Source organism: Streptomyces sp. NPDC102451, assembly GCF_044765485.1.
Classification (GTDB): domain Bacteria; phylum Actinomycetota; class Actinomycetes; order Streptomycetales; family Streptomycetaceae; genus Streptomyces.
This window is the reverse complement of sequence record NZ_JBIWKD010000018.1, coordinates 31,702-49,257: the sequence shown is the minus strand read 5'-3', so window position 1 is coordinate 49,257 and position 17,556 is coordinate 31,702. Positions and strand designations below refer to the sequence as shown.

At 71.5% G+C, this 17,556-nt stretch carries 19 protein-coding genes; 14 read left to right on the top strand and 5 right to left on the bottom strand.

Going from position 1 to position 17,556, the window contains the following annotated elements; translation table 11 throughout:
- Nucleotides 1-97: 97 nt before the first annotated feature.
- The 7 genes from ACIRD8_RS30470 (at nt 98) to ACIRD8_RS30440 (ending at nt 5,772) form a co-directional block, all read left to right on the top strand.
- Entirely contained in the window at nt 98-1,558 is a 1,461-nt protein-coding gene (locus ACIRD8_RS30470) for a Hint domain-containing protein (protein WP_403998554.1), read from the top strand.
- Nucleotides 1,559-1,612: 54 nt separating this feature from the next.
- Entirely contained in the window at nt 1,613-1,942 is a 330-nt protein-coding gene (locus ACIRD8_RS30465) for a hypothetical protein (RefSeq protein WP_403998551.1), read from the top strand.
- Nucleotides 1,943-1,971: 29 nt separating this feature from the next.
- Nucleotides 1,972-2,505, top strand: coding sequence for a hypothetical protein (locus tag ACIRD8_RS30460; protein WP_403998548.1), 534 nt, complete (start codon nt 1,972-1,974; stop codon nt 2,503-2,505).
- 66 nt (nt 2,506-2,571) lie between these two features.
- Nucleotides 2,572-3,051: a hypothetical protein gene (locus ACIRD8_RS30455; protein ID WP_403998546.1), complete on the top strand. Its 480-nt coding sequence runs from the start codon at nt 2,572-2,574 to the stop codon at nt 3,049-3,051.
- Between the two features lie 133 nt (nt 3,052-3,184).
- Nucleotides 3,185-3,628 (top strand): hypothetical protein, encoded by a 444-nt coding sequence (locus ACIRD8_RS30450; protein ID WP_403998544.1) that lies wholly within the window; start codon nt 3,185-3,187, stop codon nt 3,626-3,628.
- A 102-nt stretch (nt 3,629-3,730) separates the two neighbouring features.
- Nucleotides 3,731-4,918 (top strand): hypothetical protein, encoded by a 1,188-nt coding sequence (locus ACIRD8_RS30445; protein WP_403998542.1) that lies wholly within the window; start codon nt 3,731-3,733, stop codon nt 4,916-4,918.
- Between the two features lie 86 nt (nt 4,919-5,004).
- Nucleotides 5,005-5,772 (top strand): hypothetical protein, encoded by a 768-nt coding sequence (locus tag ACIRD8_RS30440; protein WP_403998539.1) that lies wholly within the window; start codon nt 5,005-5,007, stop codon nt 5,770-5,772.
- On the opposite strand, the gene ACIRD8_RS30435 is transcribed toward ACIRD8_RS30440, so the two are convergent.
- Nucleotides 5,744-6,133, bottom strand: coding sequence for a DUF192 domain-containing protein (locus ACIRD8_RS30435; protein ID WP_403998537.1), 390 nt, complete (start codon nt 6,131-6,133; stop codon nt 5,744-5,746). The genes ACIRD8_RS30440 and ACIRD8_RS30435 overlap by 29 nt on opposite strands.
- A gap of 105 nt (nt 6,134-6,238) precedes the next feature.
- Here ACIRD8_RS30435 and ACIRD8_RS30430 point away from each other — a divergent pair, with 105 nt between their 5' ends.
- The 3 genes from ACIRD8_RS30430 (at nt 6,239) to ACIRD8_RS30420 (ending at nt 8,505) form a co-directional block, all read left to right on the top strand.
- Nucleotides 6,239-7,030 carry a prepilin peptidase gene (locus ACIRD8_RS30430; RefSeq protein WP_403998535.1) on the top strand — a complete coding sequence of 264 codons (792 nt, stop codon included), beginning with the start codon at nt 6,239-6,241 and terminating at the stop codon, nt 7,028-7,030.
- An 82-nt stretch (nt 7,031-7,112) separates the two neighbouring features.
- On the top strand, nt 7,113-7,946 hold the full coding sequence (locus tag ACIRD8_RS30425; RefSeq protein ID WP_403998532.1) for a class I SAM-dependent methyltransferase: 834 nt from the start codon (nt 7,113-7,115) through the stop codon (nt 7,944-7,946).
- A gap of 103 nt (nt 7,947-8,049) precedes the next feature.
- Nucleotides 8,050-8,505, top strand: coding sequence for a hypothetical protein (locus tag ACIRD8_RS30420; RefSeq protein ID WP_403998529.1), 456 nt, complete (start codon nt 8,050-8,052; stop codon nt 8,503-8,505).
- A gap of 71 nt (nt 8,506-8,576) precedes the next feature.
- On the opposite strand, the gene ACIRD8_RS30415 is transcribed toward ACIRD8_RS30420, so the two are convergent.
- Together ACIRD8_RS30415 and mgrA are read right to left on the bottom strand one after the other, a co-directional pair.
- The gene (locus ACIRD8_RS30415) at nt 8,577-9,725 is read right to left on the bottom strand and encodes a winged helix DNA-binding domain-containing protein (RefSeq protein WP_403998526.1); all 1,149 of its coding nucleotides are present in this window, start codon (nt 9,723-9,725) and stop codon (nt 8,577-8,579) included.
- Between the two features lie 264 nt (nt 9,726-9,989).
- Nucleotides 9,990-11,027: an L-glyceraldehyde 3-phosphate reductase gene (gene mgrA / locus ACIRD8_RS30410; RefSeq protein WP_403998524.1), complete on the bottom strand. Its 1,038-nt coding sequence runs from the start codon at nt 11,025-11,027 to the stop codon at nt 9,990-9,992.
- Between the two features lie 229 nt (nt 11,028-11,256).
- Between mgrA and ACIRD8_RS30405 the strand changes: the two genes are divergently transcribed.
- From ACIRD8_RS30405 to ACIRD8_RS30390, 4 genes are all read left to right on the top strand, one after another.
- Nucleotides 11,257-12,018, top strand: a complete 762-nt coding sequence (locus tag ACIRD8_RS30405) for an isoprenyl transferase (RefSeq protein WP_403998521.1) — start codon at nt 11,257-11,259, stop codon at nt 12,016-12,018.
- A 335-nt stretch (nt 12,019-12,353) separates the two neighbouring features.
- Complete coding sequence (locus tag ACIRD8_RS30400) at nt 12,354-13,676, top strand: PhoH family protein (RefSeq protein ID WP_403998518.1); 1,323 nt, start codon at nt 12,354-12,356, stop codon at nt 13,674-13,676.
- A gap of 389 nt (nt 13,677-14,065) precedes the next feature.
- Nucleotides 14,066-14,767, top strand: coding sequence for a lytic transglycosylase domain-containing protein (locus ACIRD8_RS30395; RefSeq protein WP_403998515.1), 702 nt, complete (start codon nt 14,066-14,068; stop codon nt 14,765-14,767).
- A gap of 128 nt (nt 14,768-14,895) precedes the next feature.
- Nucleotides 14,896-16,290, top strand: a complete 1,395-nt coding sequence (locus ACIRD8_RS30390; protein WP_403998512.1) for an AI-2E family transporter — start codon at nt 14,896-14,898, stop codon at nt 16,288-16,290.
- Between the two features lie 59 nt (nt 16,291-16,349).
- On the opposite strand, the gene ACIRD8_RS30385 is transcribed toward ACIRD8_RS30390, so the two are convergent.
- Complete coding sequence (locus ACIRD8_RS30385; protein ID WP_073744727.1) at nt 16,350-16,883, bottom strand: alkyl hydroperoxide reductase; 534 nt, start codon at nt 16,881-16,883, stop codon at nt 16,350-16,352.
- 11 nt (nt 16,884-16,894) lie between these two features.
- Entirely contained in the window at nt 16,895-17,449 is a 555-nt protein-coding gene (locus tag ACIRD8_RS30380) for a peroxiredoxin (protein ID WP_014154322.1), read from the bottom strand.
- Nucleotides 17,450-17,556 lie beyond the last annotated feature (107 nt).

Sequence of the window (17,556 nt, the reverse complement as noted above, 5' to 3'; positions counted from 1 at the left end):
GGGCCCAAGACCTGGGAGCCGTACGGTCGTTAGCGTCGCGGGTATGACTGGTCCGGGGGATGTGCGTCGTCGGTTACGCCGTTGGTCGCGGGGGAGGGTGCCGCGGACCGGGGTGCGCCTGCTGGGGCTGAAGCGTTCGCGCCGGGGCCAGCGCGGTCAAGGCGCGATCGAGTACGTCGGTCTGGTCATGATCGTCGCGGCGATCGTCGGTGCGCTGGTGGCGACCGGGATCGGTGCGGAGCTGTCGGAGAAGATCGGCGTACAGATCTGCCGGGTCACCGGGGGCGGTGACTGCGGTGGCGGCGGGAATCCCGAGGCGCAGAATTCCCCGGGGGACGGCGAGCCCCTCTCCGACGACGGCACGCCCAAGTCCCAGTCGCAGATCGACTACGACGCCGCGCTGAAGGAGCTCCAGGACGCGCAGAGCGCGGAGAAGACCAGCTCGGACAAGGCGCTGGAGGCGGCGAAGGAGCTCGCCAAGATCCTGGCCGAGGAGCTGGGGATCACCGACGCCCTGGACTGCATCACCAAGGGCGACATGGGCGCCTGCACGGAGACGCTGATCAACGTGCTGCTGAGCCTGATCGGGGGTGCGGTCGGGAAACTCGCGGCGAAGTACGGGGCGCCGTGGAAGTGGAAGAAGGCCGCCAAGCTCATCAAGGCGTTGAAGAAGCACGGCGGGGACCTCTACGACGGGCTGAAGGGCCTGGTCAAGAACCGTAAGAAGGTCAAGGACGCCGAGAAGAAGCTCGCCGACGCGAAGAAGAAGCTCGACGCCGAGAAGAAGGACCCTCCGAAGAAGGACGACAAGCCGGACGGCAAACCGACCACGTGCCCGGCAGCACACAGCTTCCCTCCGGGAACGCGGGTCCTGCTGGCGGACGGTCGTCGCATCGGGATCGAGAAGGTCACCGCCGGTTCCCTGGTGTACGCGACGGACCCGGACACCGGATTGTCCGAGCCCCGTGCTGTCGAGCGGCTGATCACCACACACGACGACAAACACTTCACCCGGCTGACGTTCCGTACGCCGGCAGGTCCCGCAGTCGTCACGGCGACCGACACCCACCCCTTCTGGCAGCTCGACAAGGGACGGTGGCTCGACGCGGGAGACATCCGGCCCGGAGCGGATCTGCGTACGGCGGACGGCACCACACTGACGGTGGCTTCCGTCTCCCGTTACACGGAGCGGCAGACGACGTACGACCTCACCGTCTCCGGCATCCACACGTACTACGTGGTCGCCGGGTCCGAGGCGGTCCTGGTGCACAACACCGACTGTGGCGTTCCGATCTCGAAGGGGCGATGGGACCACATCTGGGATCGCCATGTGAATCGGTCGAAGTACCCGAACAAGAGCAAGTTCACCACCACGAGCAAGCCCAAGATCGAGAAGATGATCAAGCGCGCCCTCAACGGCGAGACACGCGACGGGACGTACTACCACAAGTTCAACGCGGCCATCGGCAAGACTGCGTCGGGAGATCCCCAGTACTACATCCGAGTGGTCGTGCGTGATGGGAAACTCATCACCGCGTTCCCGTCCGCAGCGCCGTAGGGCGGGCCCGTGACAATGACTCCGACGGTGAGACATGAGAGACGAAGGTGGCCCATGGGCGTCGACGCAGTGCTGATGCGGGTGGCACAGCCCGGCACCGGCCCGAGACGGCGCCGGCTGACCCAGGTCGATGTCTTCGTGGACGAAGCGGACCTGTTCGCGCGGCTCTGTACCGGGAGCGGTCTGCCGATGCTCTCCCGGGTCGATCCCTACGGAACACTGGTCCTGACAGCCGTCGAAATGGCGCAACTGCTCTCCGAGATCGACGCGACGCGCAGGGGTGTCACCGAGGCGTCGCAGCGAGCGGCTCTGGACGAGGTCGGTCGTCTGGCCAGGATCTGCCAGGAGGACTCCTCCACGGAACTCCATCTGGAGGGCGATTGACCCAGAGGTACGGGCCGGACTCGTGAACCATGGCTGCTGAGTCCGAGCACGATCTGCCGGCACGGCTGTCCGCGCTGGACGCGGCGGTGGACGGGGATACGGCACCCCCGGGCAAGGCCTCCTGGGAGGACGGCCATGCCCGGTGGGAGCTCTACCGCCGGGCCGCGGAGCAGCCCGCGGCGCACGCGCTCCTGCTGGACGCCGTGCGGGCGGAGGACGACGGGCCCCTCTCCTCGGCCGTCGTGGTCCTGATGCTGGAGAGGACGCCCGTCGCGGAGCACGGCAGCTGGACCGCCGCCCTGGACCCCGAAGTCCGGGACTTCGCCGAACGGCGCTCGGGGGAACTGGCGGTGCTCGGCTCCCTGGACCGGAACGCCGCCGGCTACGACGCCGCGGAGGTCGGGTCCTGGTCGGACTGGCTGCAGCTCCGGGTGGCGCACGGCCGTGCGGAGGGTCGCCGTCATGTCCTGGAGCTGCTGGCCGGGCACGGCAGGACGAAGAGGATCCGGCGCACCGCGACCGAGTCGCTGGCGGCCATCGGGAAGGCCGGCCCACCCGCCTGACGAAGCATCGGGAAGCACCGGGACGGCCGGTCCACGGGCCTGGGGAAGCACTGAGGGGGATCGCCGATGGCCGCGTACACGTTCCTGACCGTGCACCGGCTCTCGGCGGCCGCCATGGCGGTGGCCCTGGCCGAGGCGGTCGGGGTGACGGCGGCCGACGTGGACGTCGCCGACGAGTCCGCCGGGCACCGTGACTGGGCGGCCGTGGTGCTGTGCGACCGCATGAGCCTGGCCGGTGACCTGACGCTCGCCTGGGACGTCCATGTGTCACCGCACGCCGGGCCCGCGCCGCCGGCCGAGGCCGAGGCGGCCCTGCGGCTCGCCGCCCGGCTCGGTACGACCGTGCTCCATCCGGCCGACGGGGTGCGCCCGTCGGCCTACTGGGCGGCCACTCCGGACGGCATCAGGACACGGGCCCGGGTGCTGGACGGAGGCATGGACGGGGACGGGCGCCCCGTCTTCACCGTCGACGCCGTCGAGAGAGCTGTCGCCCAGCTGCCCCGGGCCCGGGTGGAGCGCATCGTCGAAGCCCGGCAGGACGGCTGAGGCCCCGGGTTGGGCCCCTGGGCCCAAGACGGGTGGCCTCCGTACCCCTAGCGTCTGTGCCGCAGGTGATCGACGCCCGTCCCGGCGCACCCCCACGGCGCCGGGCCGGGCCGCAACCGGAAGGTGACGGCGCGTGCCCACCGCTGAGCAGCTGAGCCTGACCGACGAGGAGACCCGTCTCCTCCAGCAAGGGCTGATGGAATGGTGCGGCCCCGCCCGCTGCACGGAGGAGTTCGCCGTGGCCATGGGCTTCGACAGCGCCCAGGACCTGAGCCGGCGCGGCATGTCGATACGCGGCGCCCTCGCGGAGAAGGCGGCGCTCGACCCGATGGACTGGGCGCGGGCCCTGCTGGCGACCGAGCTGGCCTTCGTCAGCGAGGTGGTCGGCTCGGGATACGAGTGGTCCACCACGACCGGCTGGCCCGACGACACCACGATGCGCGTCCTGCGCTCCGCGCAGCTGAAGCTGATCCGCACGGTCGGCCCGCTGGTCGGCCGGGGGCTCGGCACCCGGCAGGACCCGCACACGGAGGTGCTGCGGGCCGGCGGAGGACCGCCGCCCGCCCCGGCCTGGTGACCCCCGTACGCCCCCGCCGCGTGCCGGGCCCGGCCTGGTGACCCGTACCGCTTGAGAGCCCCGGCTCGGTGGCCGGTGCGGTGGCGGGCTCATAATCAGCGGATGCCCGATCAGCAGACGCGCCCCCGCCCGGTGGCGCCCGAAACCCGTGCCGCCGTGCCCCGTGCCAAGGCCCTGCTCACCGCCGCCGCGCCCGCCCTGGGCGCCTACGCGGCGGTCAGGGCCGTCGGGCTCCTCGTGTTCTGGGTGTCGGCGTCGGCCGCCGGGAAGGACGCCCTGTACCTGCTGGGCGGCCGCTGGGACTCCGTCTGGTACCAGCGGATCGCCTCGCACGGCTACGGCCACACCGTCACCCTCCCCGACGGCGGCGTCCACCCCGACCTGGCCTTCTTCCCCCTCCTCCCGGCCCTGGAGCGCGGTCTCGCCGCGGTCACCCCGTTCACCGTGCAGGGCGCCGGGATCGCCGTCGCCTGGCTGGCGGGGCTCCTCGCCGCCTGGGGGATCTTCGCCGTCGGGGCCCGGCTGCACGGGCGGCGGACCGGTGTGGTGCTGGCCGCGCTGTGGGGCGCGTACCCGACGGCGTTCGTGCAGTCGATGGCGTACACCGAGACCCTGTTCACCGCGCTCGCCGCCTGGTCCCTGTACGCCGTGCTCAGGGGCCGCTGGATCGCCGCCGGCGCCCTGTGCGTGCTCGCCGGGCTGACCCGCCCCTCGGCCGCGGCGCTCATCGCGGCGCTCGCGCTCACCGCCGCAGCCGTCCTCGTACGGGAATGGCGGGCGGGCCACCGGCGGGACCTGCTGCGCCGGAACGCGCGCATGCTGCTGGGGGTCTGCCTGGCGCCGCTGGGGTGGCTGGCCTACGTGGTGTTCGTCGCCGTACGGCAGGGCGGCCCGTTCGCGTACTTCGACGTCCAGGCGCAGTGGGGCAACAGCATCGACGGCGGCCGGGCGCTCGCCGCGTTCATCGCCGGGCTCCCGCTCCCTGCCGCGCTCGGACTCTGCGCCGCGCTGGGACTGCTGGGGTGGCTGGTGTTCCTGTGTGTACGGCATCGGCAGCCGCTGCCCGTGCTGGTGTACGGCATCGCGATCGTCGTCGTCTCGCTCGTCGGCTCCGGCTACTTCGGGTCCAGGCCGCGTCTGATGATGCCCGCGTTCCCCCTGCTGCTGCCCCCGGCCGTCGCGCTGACAGGGCTGCGTACGACGGTGCGCACGGGCACGGTCCTCGCCGCGCTCGCCGTCGGCTCCGCCGCGTACGGGGCGTGGACGCTGCTGGGACCCGGCCCGCCGTGAGTTGGGCCCACGGGCCCACGCGCCGGGAGCACCCCGGTTGTTAGCGTGCTGACCCGGTGCACGGCGGGGGTCAGGAGCGGTGAGCGATGAAGGTACGTGGCACGGCCGTGGCGACGAGCGCGCTCGCTCTCTGTCTCGCGGCAGCCGGATGCGGGCCCGACGACGGCGAGGGCAAGGGGTCCGGGGGGAAGGCCACCGCCTCGCGGACACCGGAAGCCTCCGCCTCCGCCGCGCCCGAGGCAGGCACAACTCCGGCCCCCACGCCCACCAGCGACGGCAGGACCCTCACCGAGGCCGAACTCGCGAAGGTGGCCCTCACCACGGGCGAAGTGCCCGGCTACGAGGTCGCGCCCCTGGAGGGCACCGACGAGCGCGGCACGGAGGAGTCCGAGGACGAGGCCTGCCGGCCGATCGCCGCGATCATCAACGGCTCGCCCGAACCCGCCCCGGCCGCCATCGTCTTCCGTACGGCCATGGACACGGCGGAGGAGGGCAAGGACGACCAGACCGTCGTCACCGAGATCCTCACCTCGCACCCGAAGGGCGGTGCCGAGGAGCTGCTGCGCTCGGTCCGCGAGGCCGCGCGGGCCTGCGCCGGAGGGTTCCGTACGACGAGCGAGGACGGCCCGTCCACCTACACCGGGGTCAAGACGCTGCCCGCGCCCGGGGCGGGCCAGGAGTCGTTCGCCTACCAGGTGACGGGCAGCCTGGAAGGGGTCAGGGTGCCCCTGGTCTTCCACCTCGTACGGACCGGGTCCACGGTCGTCACCTTCTACGCGGCCAACTTCCTCGGCGCGGCGGTTCCGGAGGTCCCGGCCGCTCTCGTCACCGCGCAGGCGGCGAAACTTCCGTAACGGGTACGGAGACCCGCACCCGCGTCCCGGGCCGCAGCCCCCAGCGCTCCATCGCCCCGGCCTCCGACTCCACCACATGGCGGGCCCGGAGCCTGGGCAGGCCGAGCCGGCCCGGCTTCATCGTGCGCACCGCCAGCACACCGAACTTCCGGTCCAGGTACGCCACATCGATGGTGAACCGCATGCGGAAGGTGTGCACACTCCCGCACGGGGTGATCAGCAGCGCACCGTCGACGCCGTCGGCGCCGAGCAGCCCACGCGTCCGCGCCCGGTACGAGGCGGCGATGCGCAGCGGCACCTCCCGCACCTCGGAGTCCGCCCCGACCGTCAGTGTCCCGCTGCCGTTACGCCATTTCCCCATGGGAACCGACCGTAGCCGCCGCGACCGGCGTGTGGGTCCGGAACGGCCCGCAGTGGGCCCACGGGCCCAAGACCCCGCCGCGCGGGCCGGTTTAGGGTCGCAGCTGTGGACGCCACACTGATTGCGGTCGCCGCGCTCTGGGGCGCCGCCGCCGGACTGCTGCTCCCGCGTGCCGCGTACCGCTTCTCCGTCGAGCCCGAGGAGCCCTGGCGGGACGCCTGCCCGGCCGGACACGCGCTCACGGGGCCCGCCCGGGGGTGGCTCGGCCCGGCCAGGTGCACGGTGTGCGCCGTGGCCGTCCCCGCGCTCCCGGGAGGCACCGCTCCGGGGGTCCCGGCGCCGGACGCGCGGGGCCGCTACGCCCCCGCCGTCCTCGTCCCGGTCGTCACCGTGCTCGCCTGTACGGCCCTCGCCGCCGCCGTCGGCACCCGCCCGGAGACCCTCGTCTGGCTGCTGCTCGCCCCCGTCGCCGTGCTGCTCGCCGCCATCGACCGCCGTGTCCACCGGCTCCCTGACACGCTGACATTTCCCCTGGCCGGTGCCGCCGCCGTACTCCTGGGCGGCGCGGCCCTGCTGCCCGAGCACGGCGGGTCCTGGACCTCCGCCCTGCTCGGCGGGGCGGCGCTCGGCGGCTTCTACCTTCTGCTCTACCGGATCAACCCGAACGGCATGGGCTACGGCGATGTGAAGCTCGCCCTCGGCCTGGGCGTCGCGCTCGGCTGGTACGGCTGGGGGGTGCTCTGCGCGGGCGGCTTCGCGGGCTTCCTGTTCGGCGCGCTGTACGGGGCCGGGCTGATGCTGCTGCGGCGCGCCGGGCGTAAGACGGGTATCCCGTTCGGCCCGTTCATGATCGCCGGCGCGCTGACGGGCCTGCTGTTCGGGGGCCTCGCCGCATGACGCCGCCCTCCGCCTCACCCGGCACACGGATGCACGGAATATCCGGTCGCGCCGGGCCTCGACCGGCTGACACCCTCCCCGTATGACCGGATCATCCGTCCCCGCCGCTTCCTCCTCCGTTCCCGCAGCCTCCTCCGACGAGCGTTTCGAGGCCCTCGTCGCGGAGGCAGACGCCGTCCCCGTCGACGGCTGGGACTTCTCGTGGTTCGACGGGCGGGCCACGGAGCAGCGCCCCTCCTGGGGGTACGCGCGCTCCATGGCGGCCCGGCTGGCACAGGCCGGGGCCGCCCTCGACATCCAGACCGGGGGAGGGGAGGTCCTCGCCTCCGCGCCCGTACTGGCGCCGCTGACCGTGGCCACCGAGTCCTGGCCGCCGAACGTCGCCCGCGCCACCGCCCTGCTCCATCCGCGCGGCGCAGCCGTCGTCGCGGACCCCGACGAGCCGCCGCTGCCCTTCGCCGACGGGGCCTTCGACCTGGTCGTCAGCCGGCATCCGGTGACGACGTGGTGGGACGAGATCGCCAGGGTCCTGGCGCCCGGCGGGACGTACTTCTCCCAGCAGGTCGGCCGGGAGAGCGTGTTCGAGCTGATCGAGTACTTCCTCGGTCCGCGGACCGAGGAGGAGCGCGGCGCCCGGGACCCGGGGCGCGCCCGCGACGACGCTGAGGCCGCCGGGCTGGAGGTGACGGACCTGCGGGCCGAGCGGCTGCGTGTCGAGTTCTTCGACATCGGCGCCGTCGTCCACTTCCTGCGCAAGGTCATCTGGATGGTGCCGGGGTTCACCGTCGGCGCCTACCTGCCCCAACTGCGGTCCCTCCACCGGCGGATCGAGGGGGAAGGGCCGTTCGTCGCGCACAGTGCCCGTTTCCTGATCGAGGCGCGCAAGCCTGGCCGACGGCCGACGGGCCTACGCTGAGGGCGGCTTCCCCGGACCCGGATGCAACGGCATCCCCTGCCTCTCCGTCCTACCGATGAGTAGTGCGACCCTGGTGGTTGAGCGCACAACGAAGGAGCAGGTCATGTCGGTGGGAAGGGATATGCCGGGCGGAGACATCAGTGCGCCGACGGGCCGGCCGCGCCACGGGAAGGCCGACTGGCTCACGGGCGCGCGGATCACCGCCGTCCAGGGCCTGTTCTACCGGCCCGAGGGCCGCGCGGGGGAGCCGGAAGCCGTCGAATTCGTGCTGGAGGGCGGGCAGTCGGTGCTGCTGACCTGTGCCAGCGGGCGGACGCTGGGCATCACCTCCGGAGCCTGGCCCGGCCTTCCCGACTGGTGTGTGCCCGCGGGCCAGTGGCAGTTCGAGCAGCTGAGCCGGCTGCCTCCTCCTCCGTACGGCGGGGTCTGGACCGTCATCGGCACGCAGGAGCGGCGCGACGAGCACGGGGAGGTGCGCGAGGCGGTGATCCGGTGCGAGAACGGCGACTTCGTGATCATCGGCGGCGACACGGTGGCGATCCGCTTCGTACCCTGCTGACCGCCGGGGACGTTCCGCCCCTGTTGCCCGCCGGGACGCCCCGCCCCTGCCGGCCCCCGGGGAGGCTCCGCCTACGCGTGCCCGCCCACGGTCACCTCTCCCACCGTCAGCTCCGGACTCCCCTCCAGCACCCGGCCCACCGCCTCCGCCTGCTCCTCCAGCGCCCGCGTCCGCCCCGCGTCCGGCGTGATCAGCGGTTCCACGGTCACCGCGATCCGCTTCCCCGAGCGGCGCTGGTGCCACACCCCGGCGACCACGCCGTCCACCAGCAGCACCGGGAAGTTGCCCGCCTGGCCGCCTGCCAGCGCGCGTCCGTACGCCGCGCCGGGGAAGAGCCGCTCGCGGGGCCGGGAGGCGATGGCGAACGCGTCGAAGTAGGGGAGCAGCCGCACCCCGCGCGGCGGGTCCGACGGGAAGCGGGTGTCGCCCGCCGCCACCCAGGCCGCCCCGCAGCCCTCGAACTCCACCGCCTCGATCGCGCCGGACCCGGCCAGCTCCTCGAAGAGCCGGCCCGCCCAGCCGCGCGGCGCCGCGAGCCACCGGGCGAAGTGCTCCGGGGTGGCCGGACCGTACGCCCGCAGATAGCGCCGTACGAGCTCGGCCGTCGCCTCCCGGGCGGGCATGGGGACGGCCCCGGGGTTGGTGTACGTGGCCTTCCGGCCCCGGTTCGGCCCGTAGCACAGGGCGCCCCGGTGGCCCGCCAGGTGCAGCACCTGGCGCCAGCGCGGCCACATGCCCTGGAACGCGGGCATCACCAGGTCGCCCGCCCAGGGCCCGGTGCGGGCGATCACCTCGTCGGAGAGCTCGTCGACCGTGAGCTCGGCCCCCGTGAGGGCGTCCGCCACCGCGGCCACGACCGCCTCGACCTGCTCCGGTGTCATCCGGGCGTCCTTGGGGAACGGGCTGCTGCCCATGGGCACGGCCGACAGGGCTCCCGTCCACATCGGCAGCTCATCGGCGGGCAGCAGGTGCACGGTGCCGCGCGGGCCGAACGTCTTGACGAGGGCCCGGTCCGTCCACAGCGCCGTACGCACATCCGTACGCGTCGCCCCCGGTGCGCGGAGCCCGGCCGAGAGTTCGGCGGCCGACAGCACCTGTGCGTGCGCCCCGAGCATCGCCGAGACGGCCCCGGTGACGCCATGGGCGGAGAACTGCCGGTCCAGGCGCCGGGCGTTCGCCCGGTCCCAGCTCACGGTCATCGTGCGGGCTCGTGTCGTCATGGGCCGAAGGTAGGACGCCTACAGGACAGGAACTGTCCTGTACGACGCCAATGGGCGCCCCGGAAAGCCCCGGAAGGCCCCGGAAGGTGTGCCCGCAGCGCGATCCAGCAAATTCGGAGAGTGATTATTTCGTGCCGTGGCACGCAGCATCACTTACGAAGGGTTATGGTGGAAACCCCCCCTCGGGCCGGTCCGTAACCCCCCCCACGGACCGGCCCGTTTTTTTGTGCCCGGACTCCGGTCCGCAGCCGGGGGCGCCCCGCGTCAGCCGCGGTTGGCCCAGATGTTCGTGCTCGCGGTGTCCACGGCGAAGGTGTCGATCTCCTTCAGCTCGGCGGCGGTCAGCGCCGGGGCGCCCAGCGCGGCCACGTTCTGCTCCAGCTGCCGCACGCTCGACGCGCCGATCAGGGCCGAGGTCATACGGTTGTCGCGCAGGACCCAGTTCAGCGCCAGCTGCGCGAGGGACTGCCCGCGGCCCCGCGCGATCTCGTTCAGCCCGCGCAGCCGGCGCACCATCTCGTCGGACAGCAGACCCGGGTCCAGGGACTTGCCCTGGCTGGCGCGCGAACCCTCGGGGATGCCCGACAGGTACTTGTCGGTGAGCAGCCCCTGGGCGAGCGGCGCGAAGGAGATGCAGCCCATGCCCGCGGTCTCCAGCGTGTCGAGCAGCCCGTCGGCCTCGATCCAGCGGTTGACCATCGAGTAGGACGGCTGGTGGATCAGGGCGGGCACGCCCATCTCCTTGAGGATGCGGGCCGCCTCGGCGGTCTGCTCCGCGCTGTAGGAGGACACACCGGCGTACAGCGCCTTGCCCCGGCTCACGGCGGAGGCGAGCGCCCCCATCGTCTCCTCGAGCGGGGTCGCGGGGTCGAAGCGGTGGGAGTAGAAGATGTCGACGTGGTCGAGGCCCATCCGCTGCAGGGAGGCGTCGAGCGAGGAGAGCAGGTACTTGCGGGACCCCCACTCGCCGTACGGGCCCGGGTGCATCCGGTAGCCGGCCTTCGTGGAGATGACGAGCTCGTCCCTGTACGGGGCGAAGTCCTGGCGGAAGAGCTTGCCGAAGTTCAGCTCGGCGGACCCGGGCGGCGGGCCGTAGTTGTTGGCCAGGTCGAAGTGGGTCACGCCGAGGTCGAAGGCGCGGCGCAGGATCGCCCGCTGGGAGCCGAGGCCCCGGTCGTCGCCGAAGTTGTGCCAGAGGCCGAGCGAGACCGCCGGCAGCTTGAGGCCGCTGCGGCCGGTGCGGCGGTACTCCATGGAGTCGTAGCGCGACGCTTCGGGGAGGTAGGAGAAGGAATCAGTCACGTTTCACTCTAAGGCCGGCCGGCGGCCGGGCTTATCGCGGAGTTGTGACAGGCCGGGTTGGGCCCCTGTGACCCCGCCGCAGTAATGTGGCGGCTTCGGGACATGCCGGTCCGCGGCGCGAGCAGCGCGGTGCGCGGACCGCGCGGCGATCCCCCGGGGGGCGGCCCCGGACCCCCCGCGAGGGGGAGGGCGGGCCCGGTGCCCGTACGGAACCGAGAGGGTGAACTCAGTGAACTTGCGCGACCTGGTGTACGGGCTCTACGCACGCCGGGTGGGAGGCCGCCTGGACCACGACCAGGTGCCCAAGCACATCGGAGTCATCCTCGACGGCAACCGGCGGTGGGCGAAGGCGTCCGGCGGCTCGGCCGTGCAGGGACACCAGGCCGGGGCGGACAAGATCTCGGAGCTGCTCGGCTGGTGCAGCGAGACCGATGTCGAGGTCGTCACCCTCTGGCTGCTCTCCACGGACAACTTCGACCGGCCGGAGGCGGAGCTCATCCCGCTGCTCGGCATCATCGAGAACACCGTGCGCCAGCTGGCGTCCGACGGGCGCTGGCGCGTCCACCACGTCGGCACCCTCGACCTGCTGCCCTCCCGGACCCAGGCCGTCCTCAAGGAGGCGGAGGAGGCCACTGCGGGCGTCGACGGGATAATCGTCAACGTCGCCGTCGGCTACGGCGGACGCCAGGAGATCGCGGACGCGGTCCGTTCCCTCCTCCTGGAGCACTCCTCCCGGGGCACCACCTTCGAGGAGCTCGCCGAGGTCGTCTCCACGGACCTGATCTCCGAGCACCTCTACACCCGCGGACAGCCCGACCCGGACCTCGTGATCCGTACGAGCGGCGAGCAGCGGCTGTCGGGCTTCATGCTCTGGCAGAGCGCCCATTCGGAGTACTACTTCTGCGAGGTCTTCTGGCCGGCCTTCCGCAAGGTCGACTTCCTGCGCGCCCTGCGTGACTACGCGGCCCGCCACCGGCGCTACGGGGCCTGAGGCCGCCGCCCCGCACCTCCTCACCCGGGTGCGGGCCGATCCGAACGGAAGACCCTTGTCGCAGGCAGGGGCATGGCTTCGCGTGTTCGAGGGAATACAGCTCTCAGGTCGATGTCCGGTCAGTAACCAGGCGGACGTCGCAGCCAAGTGAGCGGCACCCAGCCCGCTCGCCCGGGAGGCCCTTTGCACACGAAGGACCGCACACCGTGCGGCCGACGCGGAGGGCCGGTGTTCGGCCCGCGCACGGGGCCCGAACCCGGTCCGTCCTCTCCCTTCGGGAAGTTCCGCGACGTGCGTCGCACTCCCCGACCTCGTCCGAGGGGGTACGTCCTTCCGTGGTGACCAGCACTAAGCGCCGCATGCCCGACAGGCGCACCTATGTTCTCGACACCAGCGTCCTGCTGGCCGACCCCAAAGCCATGACCCGGTTCGACGAGCACGAAGTGGTGCTGCCGATCGTCGTGGTCACGGAGCTGGAGGCCAAAAGGCACCACCCCGAGCTGGGATACTTCGCCCGGCAGGCCCTGCGTCTGCTGGACGACTTCCGCGTCCGGTACGGCCGGCTGGACGCCCCGATCCCGCTCGGGGATCTGGGCGGGTCGCTCCGTGTCGAACTCAACCATTCCGACCCCGGCGTACTGCCCGCCGGCTACCGGTTGGGGGACAACGACTCACGGATCCTCGCGGTCGCACGCAATCTGCAGGCCGAGGGGTACGACGTCACCGTCGTCTCCAAGGACCTGCCGCTCCGGATCAAGGCGTCCTCGGTCGGCCTCCTCGCCGAGGAGTACCGCGCCGAACTCGCCGTCACCGACTCCGGCTGGACCGGGATGGCGGAGCTCTCCCTCGCCGCGGAACAGGTCGATCTGCTGTTCGGTGAGGAGAGCCTGTTCATCCCGGAGGCGGCCGAATACCCGGTGCACACGGGGCTGGTCCTCCAGTCCGAGCGGGGCAAGGCGCTCGGCAGGGTCACGGCCGAGGGCAACGTGCGTCTCGTGCGCGGCGACCGGGAGGCCTTCGGGATCCACGGCCGCAGCGCCGAGCAGCGCATCGCGCTCGATCTGCTCCTCGACCAGGACGTCGGCATCGTGTCCATGGGCGGCCGGGCGGGCACCGGCAAGTCGGCCCTGGCGCTCTGCGCGGGCCTGGAGGCCGTGCTGGAGCGCCGCCAGCACCAGAAGGTGATGGTCTTCCGTCCGCTGTACGCGGTCGGCGGGCAGGAGCTCGGCTATCTCCCCGGCAGCGAGGCCGAGAAGATGAGCCCCTGGGCGCAGGCCGTCTTCGACACGCTGTCGGCGGTCGCCGGGCGCGAGGTCATCGAAGAGGTGCTGGGGCGCGGGATGCTGGAGATCCTGCCGCTCACCCACATCCGGGGCCGTTCGCTCCACGACGCGTTCGTGATCGTGGACGAGGCGCAGTCGCTGGAACGGAACGTCCTGCTGACCGTGTTGTCCCGTATCGGGGCGAATTCGCGGGTGGTGCTCACGCATGACGTGGCGCAGCGGGACAACCTCAGGGTCGGCCGGTACGACGGAGTCGTCGCCGTGGTCGAGAAACTGAAGGGGCATCCGCTCTTCGCGCACGTCACGCTCACCCGCTCCGAGCGCTCGCCGATCGCCGCACTGGTGACCGAAATGCTGGAGGACGGTCACATCTGACCCGTAACACCCCATAGATGCCGCCCGGCGAGCCAAGGAGCTTAGCCGGGCGGCATTGTGCTGCGCCGTCATTTCCGAAAAAGTGGTGCGCCAAACGGGGTGTGACCTTTCCCACGCAACACAGAATTGCAACGGGCCGTGTCCGTCCGGCAGAGTCTTGCTTCCGTCAGGCCCCGCATACGGCACTTGGGCACCTCCAGAGGCGCCACGCACCACACAACTCAACAATCGCCGTCCGTATGCCGCCCGCGAGCACCACGCGGCGCTTCCGTGAGGAAGTCGCCCACCGGGCCCGTGCCTCCCGTGACCCAAGCAGTAGGGAGGCCAGTGTCAGGGGCACGATTGCGCCCGCGAGGTCACCTAAGCGGGCGATGCTGGAAGGACACCGTGTGAGCCGGATCTCGGTCCGGGGGTTCGCCGTGGCATCCGCCACCGCCGTAACCACCGTAGGCGCCGTCGTGGGCGTTGCGTCGGGCAGCACTCCCGCTGCCGACGACAACAACTTCGAGGCGGCCGCAGCCGACACCACGCTGCTCGCAGACATCCCCGCGGGCCAGCAGGCCCAGGTTCAGACCGCTTCGCTGACGCAGCAGGCCGACGCCCAGGCGTCCGCGGCCGACGCGGCGGCGAAGAAGTCGGCCGAGGAGACGGCCCGCATCCAGGCCGCCAAGGACGCCAAGTCGAAGAAGCAGGCGGCCGAGGACAAGCTGGAGGCGGATCGCCAGGCGAAGAAGGAGGCCGACCGGGCGAGCCGGTCCGCCGTCCGCGACGCCACCTCGTTCTCGGCGCAGGGCTCCTACAGCGTGGCCGACGTGCAGGCGATGGCCCGCCAGATGATCCCGGCCGACCAGTTCCAGTGCTTCAGCAACATCGTGAACCACGAGTCGAGCTGGAACTACCAGGCGTCCAACCCCTCCTCGGGCGCGTACGGTCTGGTCCAGGCGCTGCCCGGTTCCAAGATGTCGTCCGCCGGTGCCGACTGGCAGACCAACCCGGCCACCCAGATCAAGTGGGGCCTCAGCTACATGGACGGCCGCTACGGCAGCCCGTGCGGCGCCTGGTCCTTCTGGCAGGCCAACAACTGGTACTAGAACCCCGCGAGGTTCGCTCAACTCCGGGAAGCCCCGCACCGTCCTACGGTGCGGGGCTTCCCGCGTGTACGGTCGACCCGGAGAGCTCCGGGGGGCGTGCGGGGAGCGGACGGGGGAAGGGAAGATCCATGTCGAAACTTCCGGGGTGGCTCGGCCGGCTGGGCGCCGAACTCACCGAGATCGGGGCGCGCCTGGAAGAACGCCGCGCCGAGGACGAGCGCAGAGCCGACGCGGATGCCGTGAGCGGCTCGTCGTCGACGCTCTCCACGGTCGTCGCCGAACAGGTGCCCGCCCCGCCCGCCTACGCCCCCTCCGTGGCGGCGAAACCCGACCCGGTGGCCGCGATCCCCTGGGGGATGCGGGTGGCGGCCGAGGCGGGCTGGCGACTGCTGGTCCTCGCCGGCACGCTCTGGGTGCTCATGCGGATCATCAGCGCCGTCCAGCTGGTCGTCCTCGCGTTCGTCGCCGCCCTGCTGGTGACCGCGCTGCTCCAGCCGACCGTCGTACGGCTGAGGCGGACCGGGCTGCCACGCGGTCTGGCCACCGCGGTCACGGCGGTGCTCGGCTTCGTCGTGATGGGCCTGGTGGGCTGGTTCGTCGTGTGGCAGGTGATGGACAACCTGGACACGCTCTCCGACAAGGTGCGCGACGGCATCGACGAGTTGAAGCGCTGGCTCCTCGACAGCCCGTTCCACGTCACCGAGTCGCAGATCAACGACATCGCGAAGAACCTCAGCGACACCATCGGCACCAACACCGAGGAGATCACCTCCGCCGGGCTCCAGGGCGTCACCGTGATGGTGGAGGTCCTCACCGGGATGCTGCTGGCGATGTTCTCGACGCTCTTCCTGCTGTACGACGGGAAGCGCATCTGGCAGTGGGTGCTCAAACTGGTCCCCGCCCAGGCCCGGCCGGGCGTCGCCGGCGCCGGACCGCGCGCCTGGCGCACGCTGACCGCCTATGTGCGGGGCACGGTGATCGTCGCCCTGATCGACGCGATCTTCATCGGGCTGGGGATCTACTTCCTCGATGTGCCGATGGCGGTGCCGCTCGCCGTCTTCATCTTCCTCTTCGCGTTCATCCCCCTGGTCGGCGCGGTGGTCTCCGGAGCCCTCGCGGTGGTCGTCGCGCTCGTCACCCAGGGCGTGTTCACCGCGCTGATGGTGCTGATCGTCGTGCTCGCCGTCCAGCAGATCGAGGGCCACATCCTGCAGCCCTTCATCCTCGGCCGCGCCGTACGCGTCCACCCGCTGGCCGTCGTGCTGTCCGTCGCGGCGGGCGGCATGGTCGCCGGCATCGGCGGCGCGGTCGTCGCCGTACCGCTGGTCGCGGTGACCAACACGGTGGTCGGCTATCTGCGCTCGTACGGACAGGACCCGGCCGTGCTCCAGGGGCCGGGGCCGCACGGCGCCACGGCCTTGTCGGCCATACCGCCCACCGAACCGCCCCCGGCCCGGCAGGCGGAGGAGCCCGCGGGCGGGGACGAGCGGCCGGAGCACCCGGCGGACGAGCCGGGAAAGTGACATAAGAAGGGCCCCGGGGACGGTCGGTCGTCCTCGGGGCCCTTCTCGTTCACGGGGTACTACTCGGCGAGCACGGCCTCGGCTTCGAGGGTCACGCCGACCGCCTGGATCACCGAGGCGATCTTGACGGCTTCCTGAATGGTCTCACGGTCGACGCCCGCCTTGCGCAGCACCTGCTCGTGGGAGTCCAGGCACTGGCCGCAGCCGTTGATCGCGGAGACGGCGAGCGACCACAGCTCGAAGTCGACCTTCTCCACGCCGGGCTTGCCGATGACGTTCATCCGCAGGCCCGCACGGAGGTTCCCGTACTCGGGGTCCGACAGCAGGTGCCGGGTGCGGTAGAAGACGTTGTTCATCGCCATGATGGCGGCGGCCGACTTCGCCGCGGTGTACGCCTCGGCGGAGAGGTTGGCCTTGGCCTCCGGCTCCAGCTCGCGCAGCACCTTCGGCGAACGCGAGGCGATCGCGCAGGCCAGCACGGTGCCCCACAGCTGCTGCTGGGGGAGCTCGCTGTTGCCGATGACCGAACCGAGGTTCAGCTTCAGGTCCTTGGCGAAGTCCGGTATGGCGGACTTCAGTTCATCGAGTGCCATGTCGTATCAGCTCACTCGCCCGAGAGGAGGGCGACCGGGTCGAGGGTGTTCTCGCCCTTGGTCCAGTTGCAGGGGCACAGTTCGTCGGTCTGCAGGGCGTCGAGGACCCGCAGGACCTCCTTGGGGTTACGGCCCACGGAACCGGCGGTCACCATCGTGAACTGGATCTCGTTGTTCTGGTCGACGATGAAGACGGCGCGCTGCGCGAAGCCGTCCTCGCCCTCGATGCCGAGGTCACGCATGAGCTCGTGCTTCGAGTCGGCCAGCATCGGGAAGGGCAGGTCGGTCAGGTCCGGGTGGTCCTTGCGCCAGGCGTGGTGCACGAACTCGGAGTCACCGGAGAAGCCGAGGACCTGCGCGTCACGGTCGGCGAACTCGTCGTTCAGCTTGCCGAAGGCGGCGATCTCGGTGGGGCACACGAAGGTGAAGTCCTTCGGCCACGCGAAGACGATCTTCCACTGACCCTCGTAGGTCTTGTGGTTGATCTGCTCGAACTCCTTGCCGCTCTCCAGCGACACGCAAGCGGTCAGGTCGAACTCGGGGAACTTGTCACCGACAGTGAGCACGCGCACTCCTTGCTGCATAGGAAATTCCCTTTTGGGGGCGTTCCTGGGGGTTGGACTGCCCCCACCTTGGCACAGAGTGCATTGATCACAGAAATAGCTACACTCGG

Coding starts and splice junctions, on each gene's coding strand:
- ACIRD8_RS30425 (WP_403998532.1), top strand. CDS start 7,113: ATGACCGGATCATCCGTCCCCGCCGCTTCCTCCTCCGTTCCCGCAGCC.
- ACIRD8_RS30435 (WP_403998537.1), bottom strand. CDS start 6,133: ATGGGGAAATGGCGTAACGGCAGCGGGACACTGACGGTCGGGGCGGAC.
- ACIRD8_RS30440 (WP_403998539.1), top strand. CDS start 5,005: ATGAAGGTACGTGGCACGGCCGTGGCGACGAGCGCGCTCGCTCTCTGT.
- ACIRD8_RS30465 (WP_403998551.1), top strand. CDS start 1,613: ATGGGCGTCGACGCAGTGCTGATGCGGGTGGCACAGCCCGGCACCGGC.
- ACIRD8_RS30385 (WP_073744727.1), bottom strand. CDS start 16,883: ATGGCACTCGATGAACTGAAGTCCGCCATACCGGACTTCGCCAAGGAC.
- ACIRD8_RS30445 (WP_403998542.1), top strand. CDS start 3,731: ATGCCCGATCAGCAGACGCGCCCCCGCCCGGTGGCGCCCGAAACCCGT.
- ACIRD8_RS30420 (WP_403998529.1), top strand. CDS start 8,050: ATGTCGGTGGGAAGGGATATGCCGGGCGGAGACATCAGTGCGCCGACG.
- ACIRD8_RS30390 (WP_403998512.1), top strand. CDS start 14,896: ATGTCGAAACTTCCGGGGTGGCTCGGCCGGCTGGGCGCCGAACTCACC.
- ACIRD8_RS30455 (WP_403998546.1), top strand. CDS start 2,572: ATGGCCGCGTACACGTTCCTGACCGTGCACCGGCTCTCGGCGGCCGCC.
- ACIRD8_RS30460 (WP_403998548.1), top strand. CDS start 1,972: ATGGCTGCTGAGTCCGAGCACGATCTGCCGGCACGGCTGTCCGCGCTG.
- ACIRD8_RS30415 (WP_403998526.1), bottom strand. CDS start 9,725: ATGACGACACGAGCCCGCACGATGACCGTGAGCTGGGACCGGGCGAAC.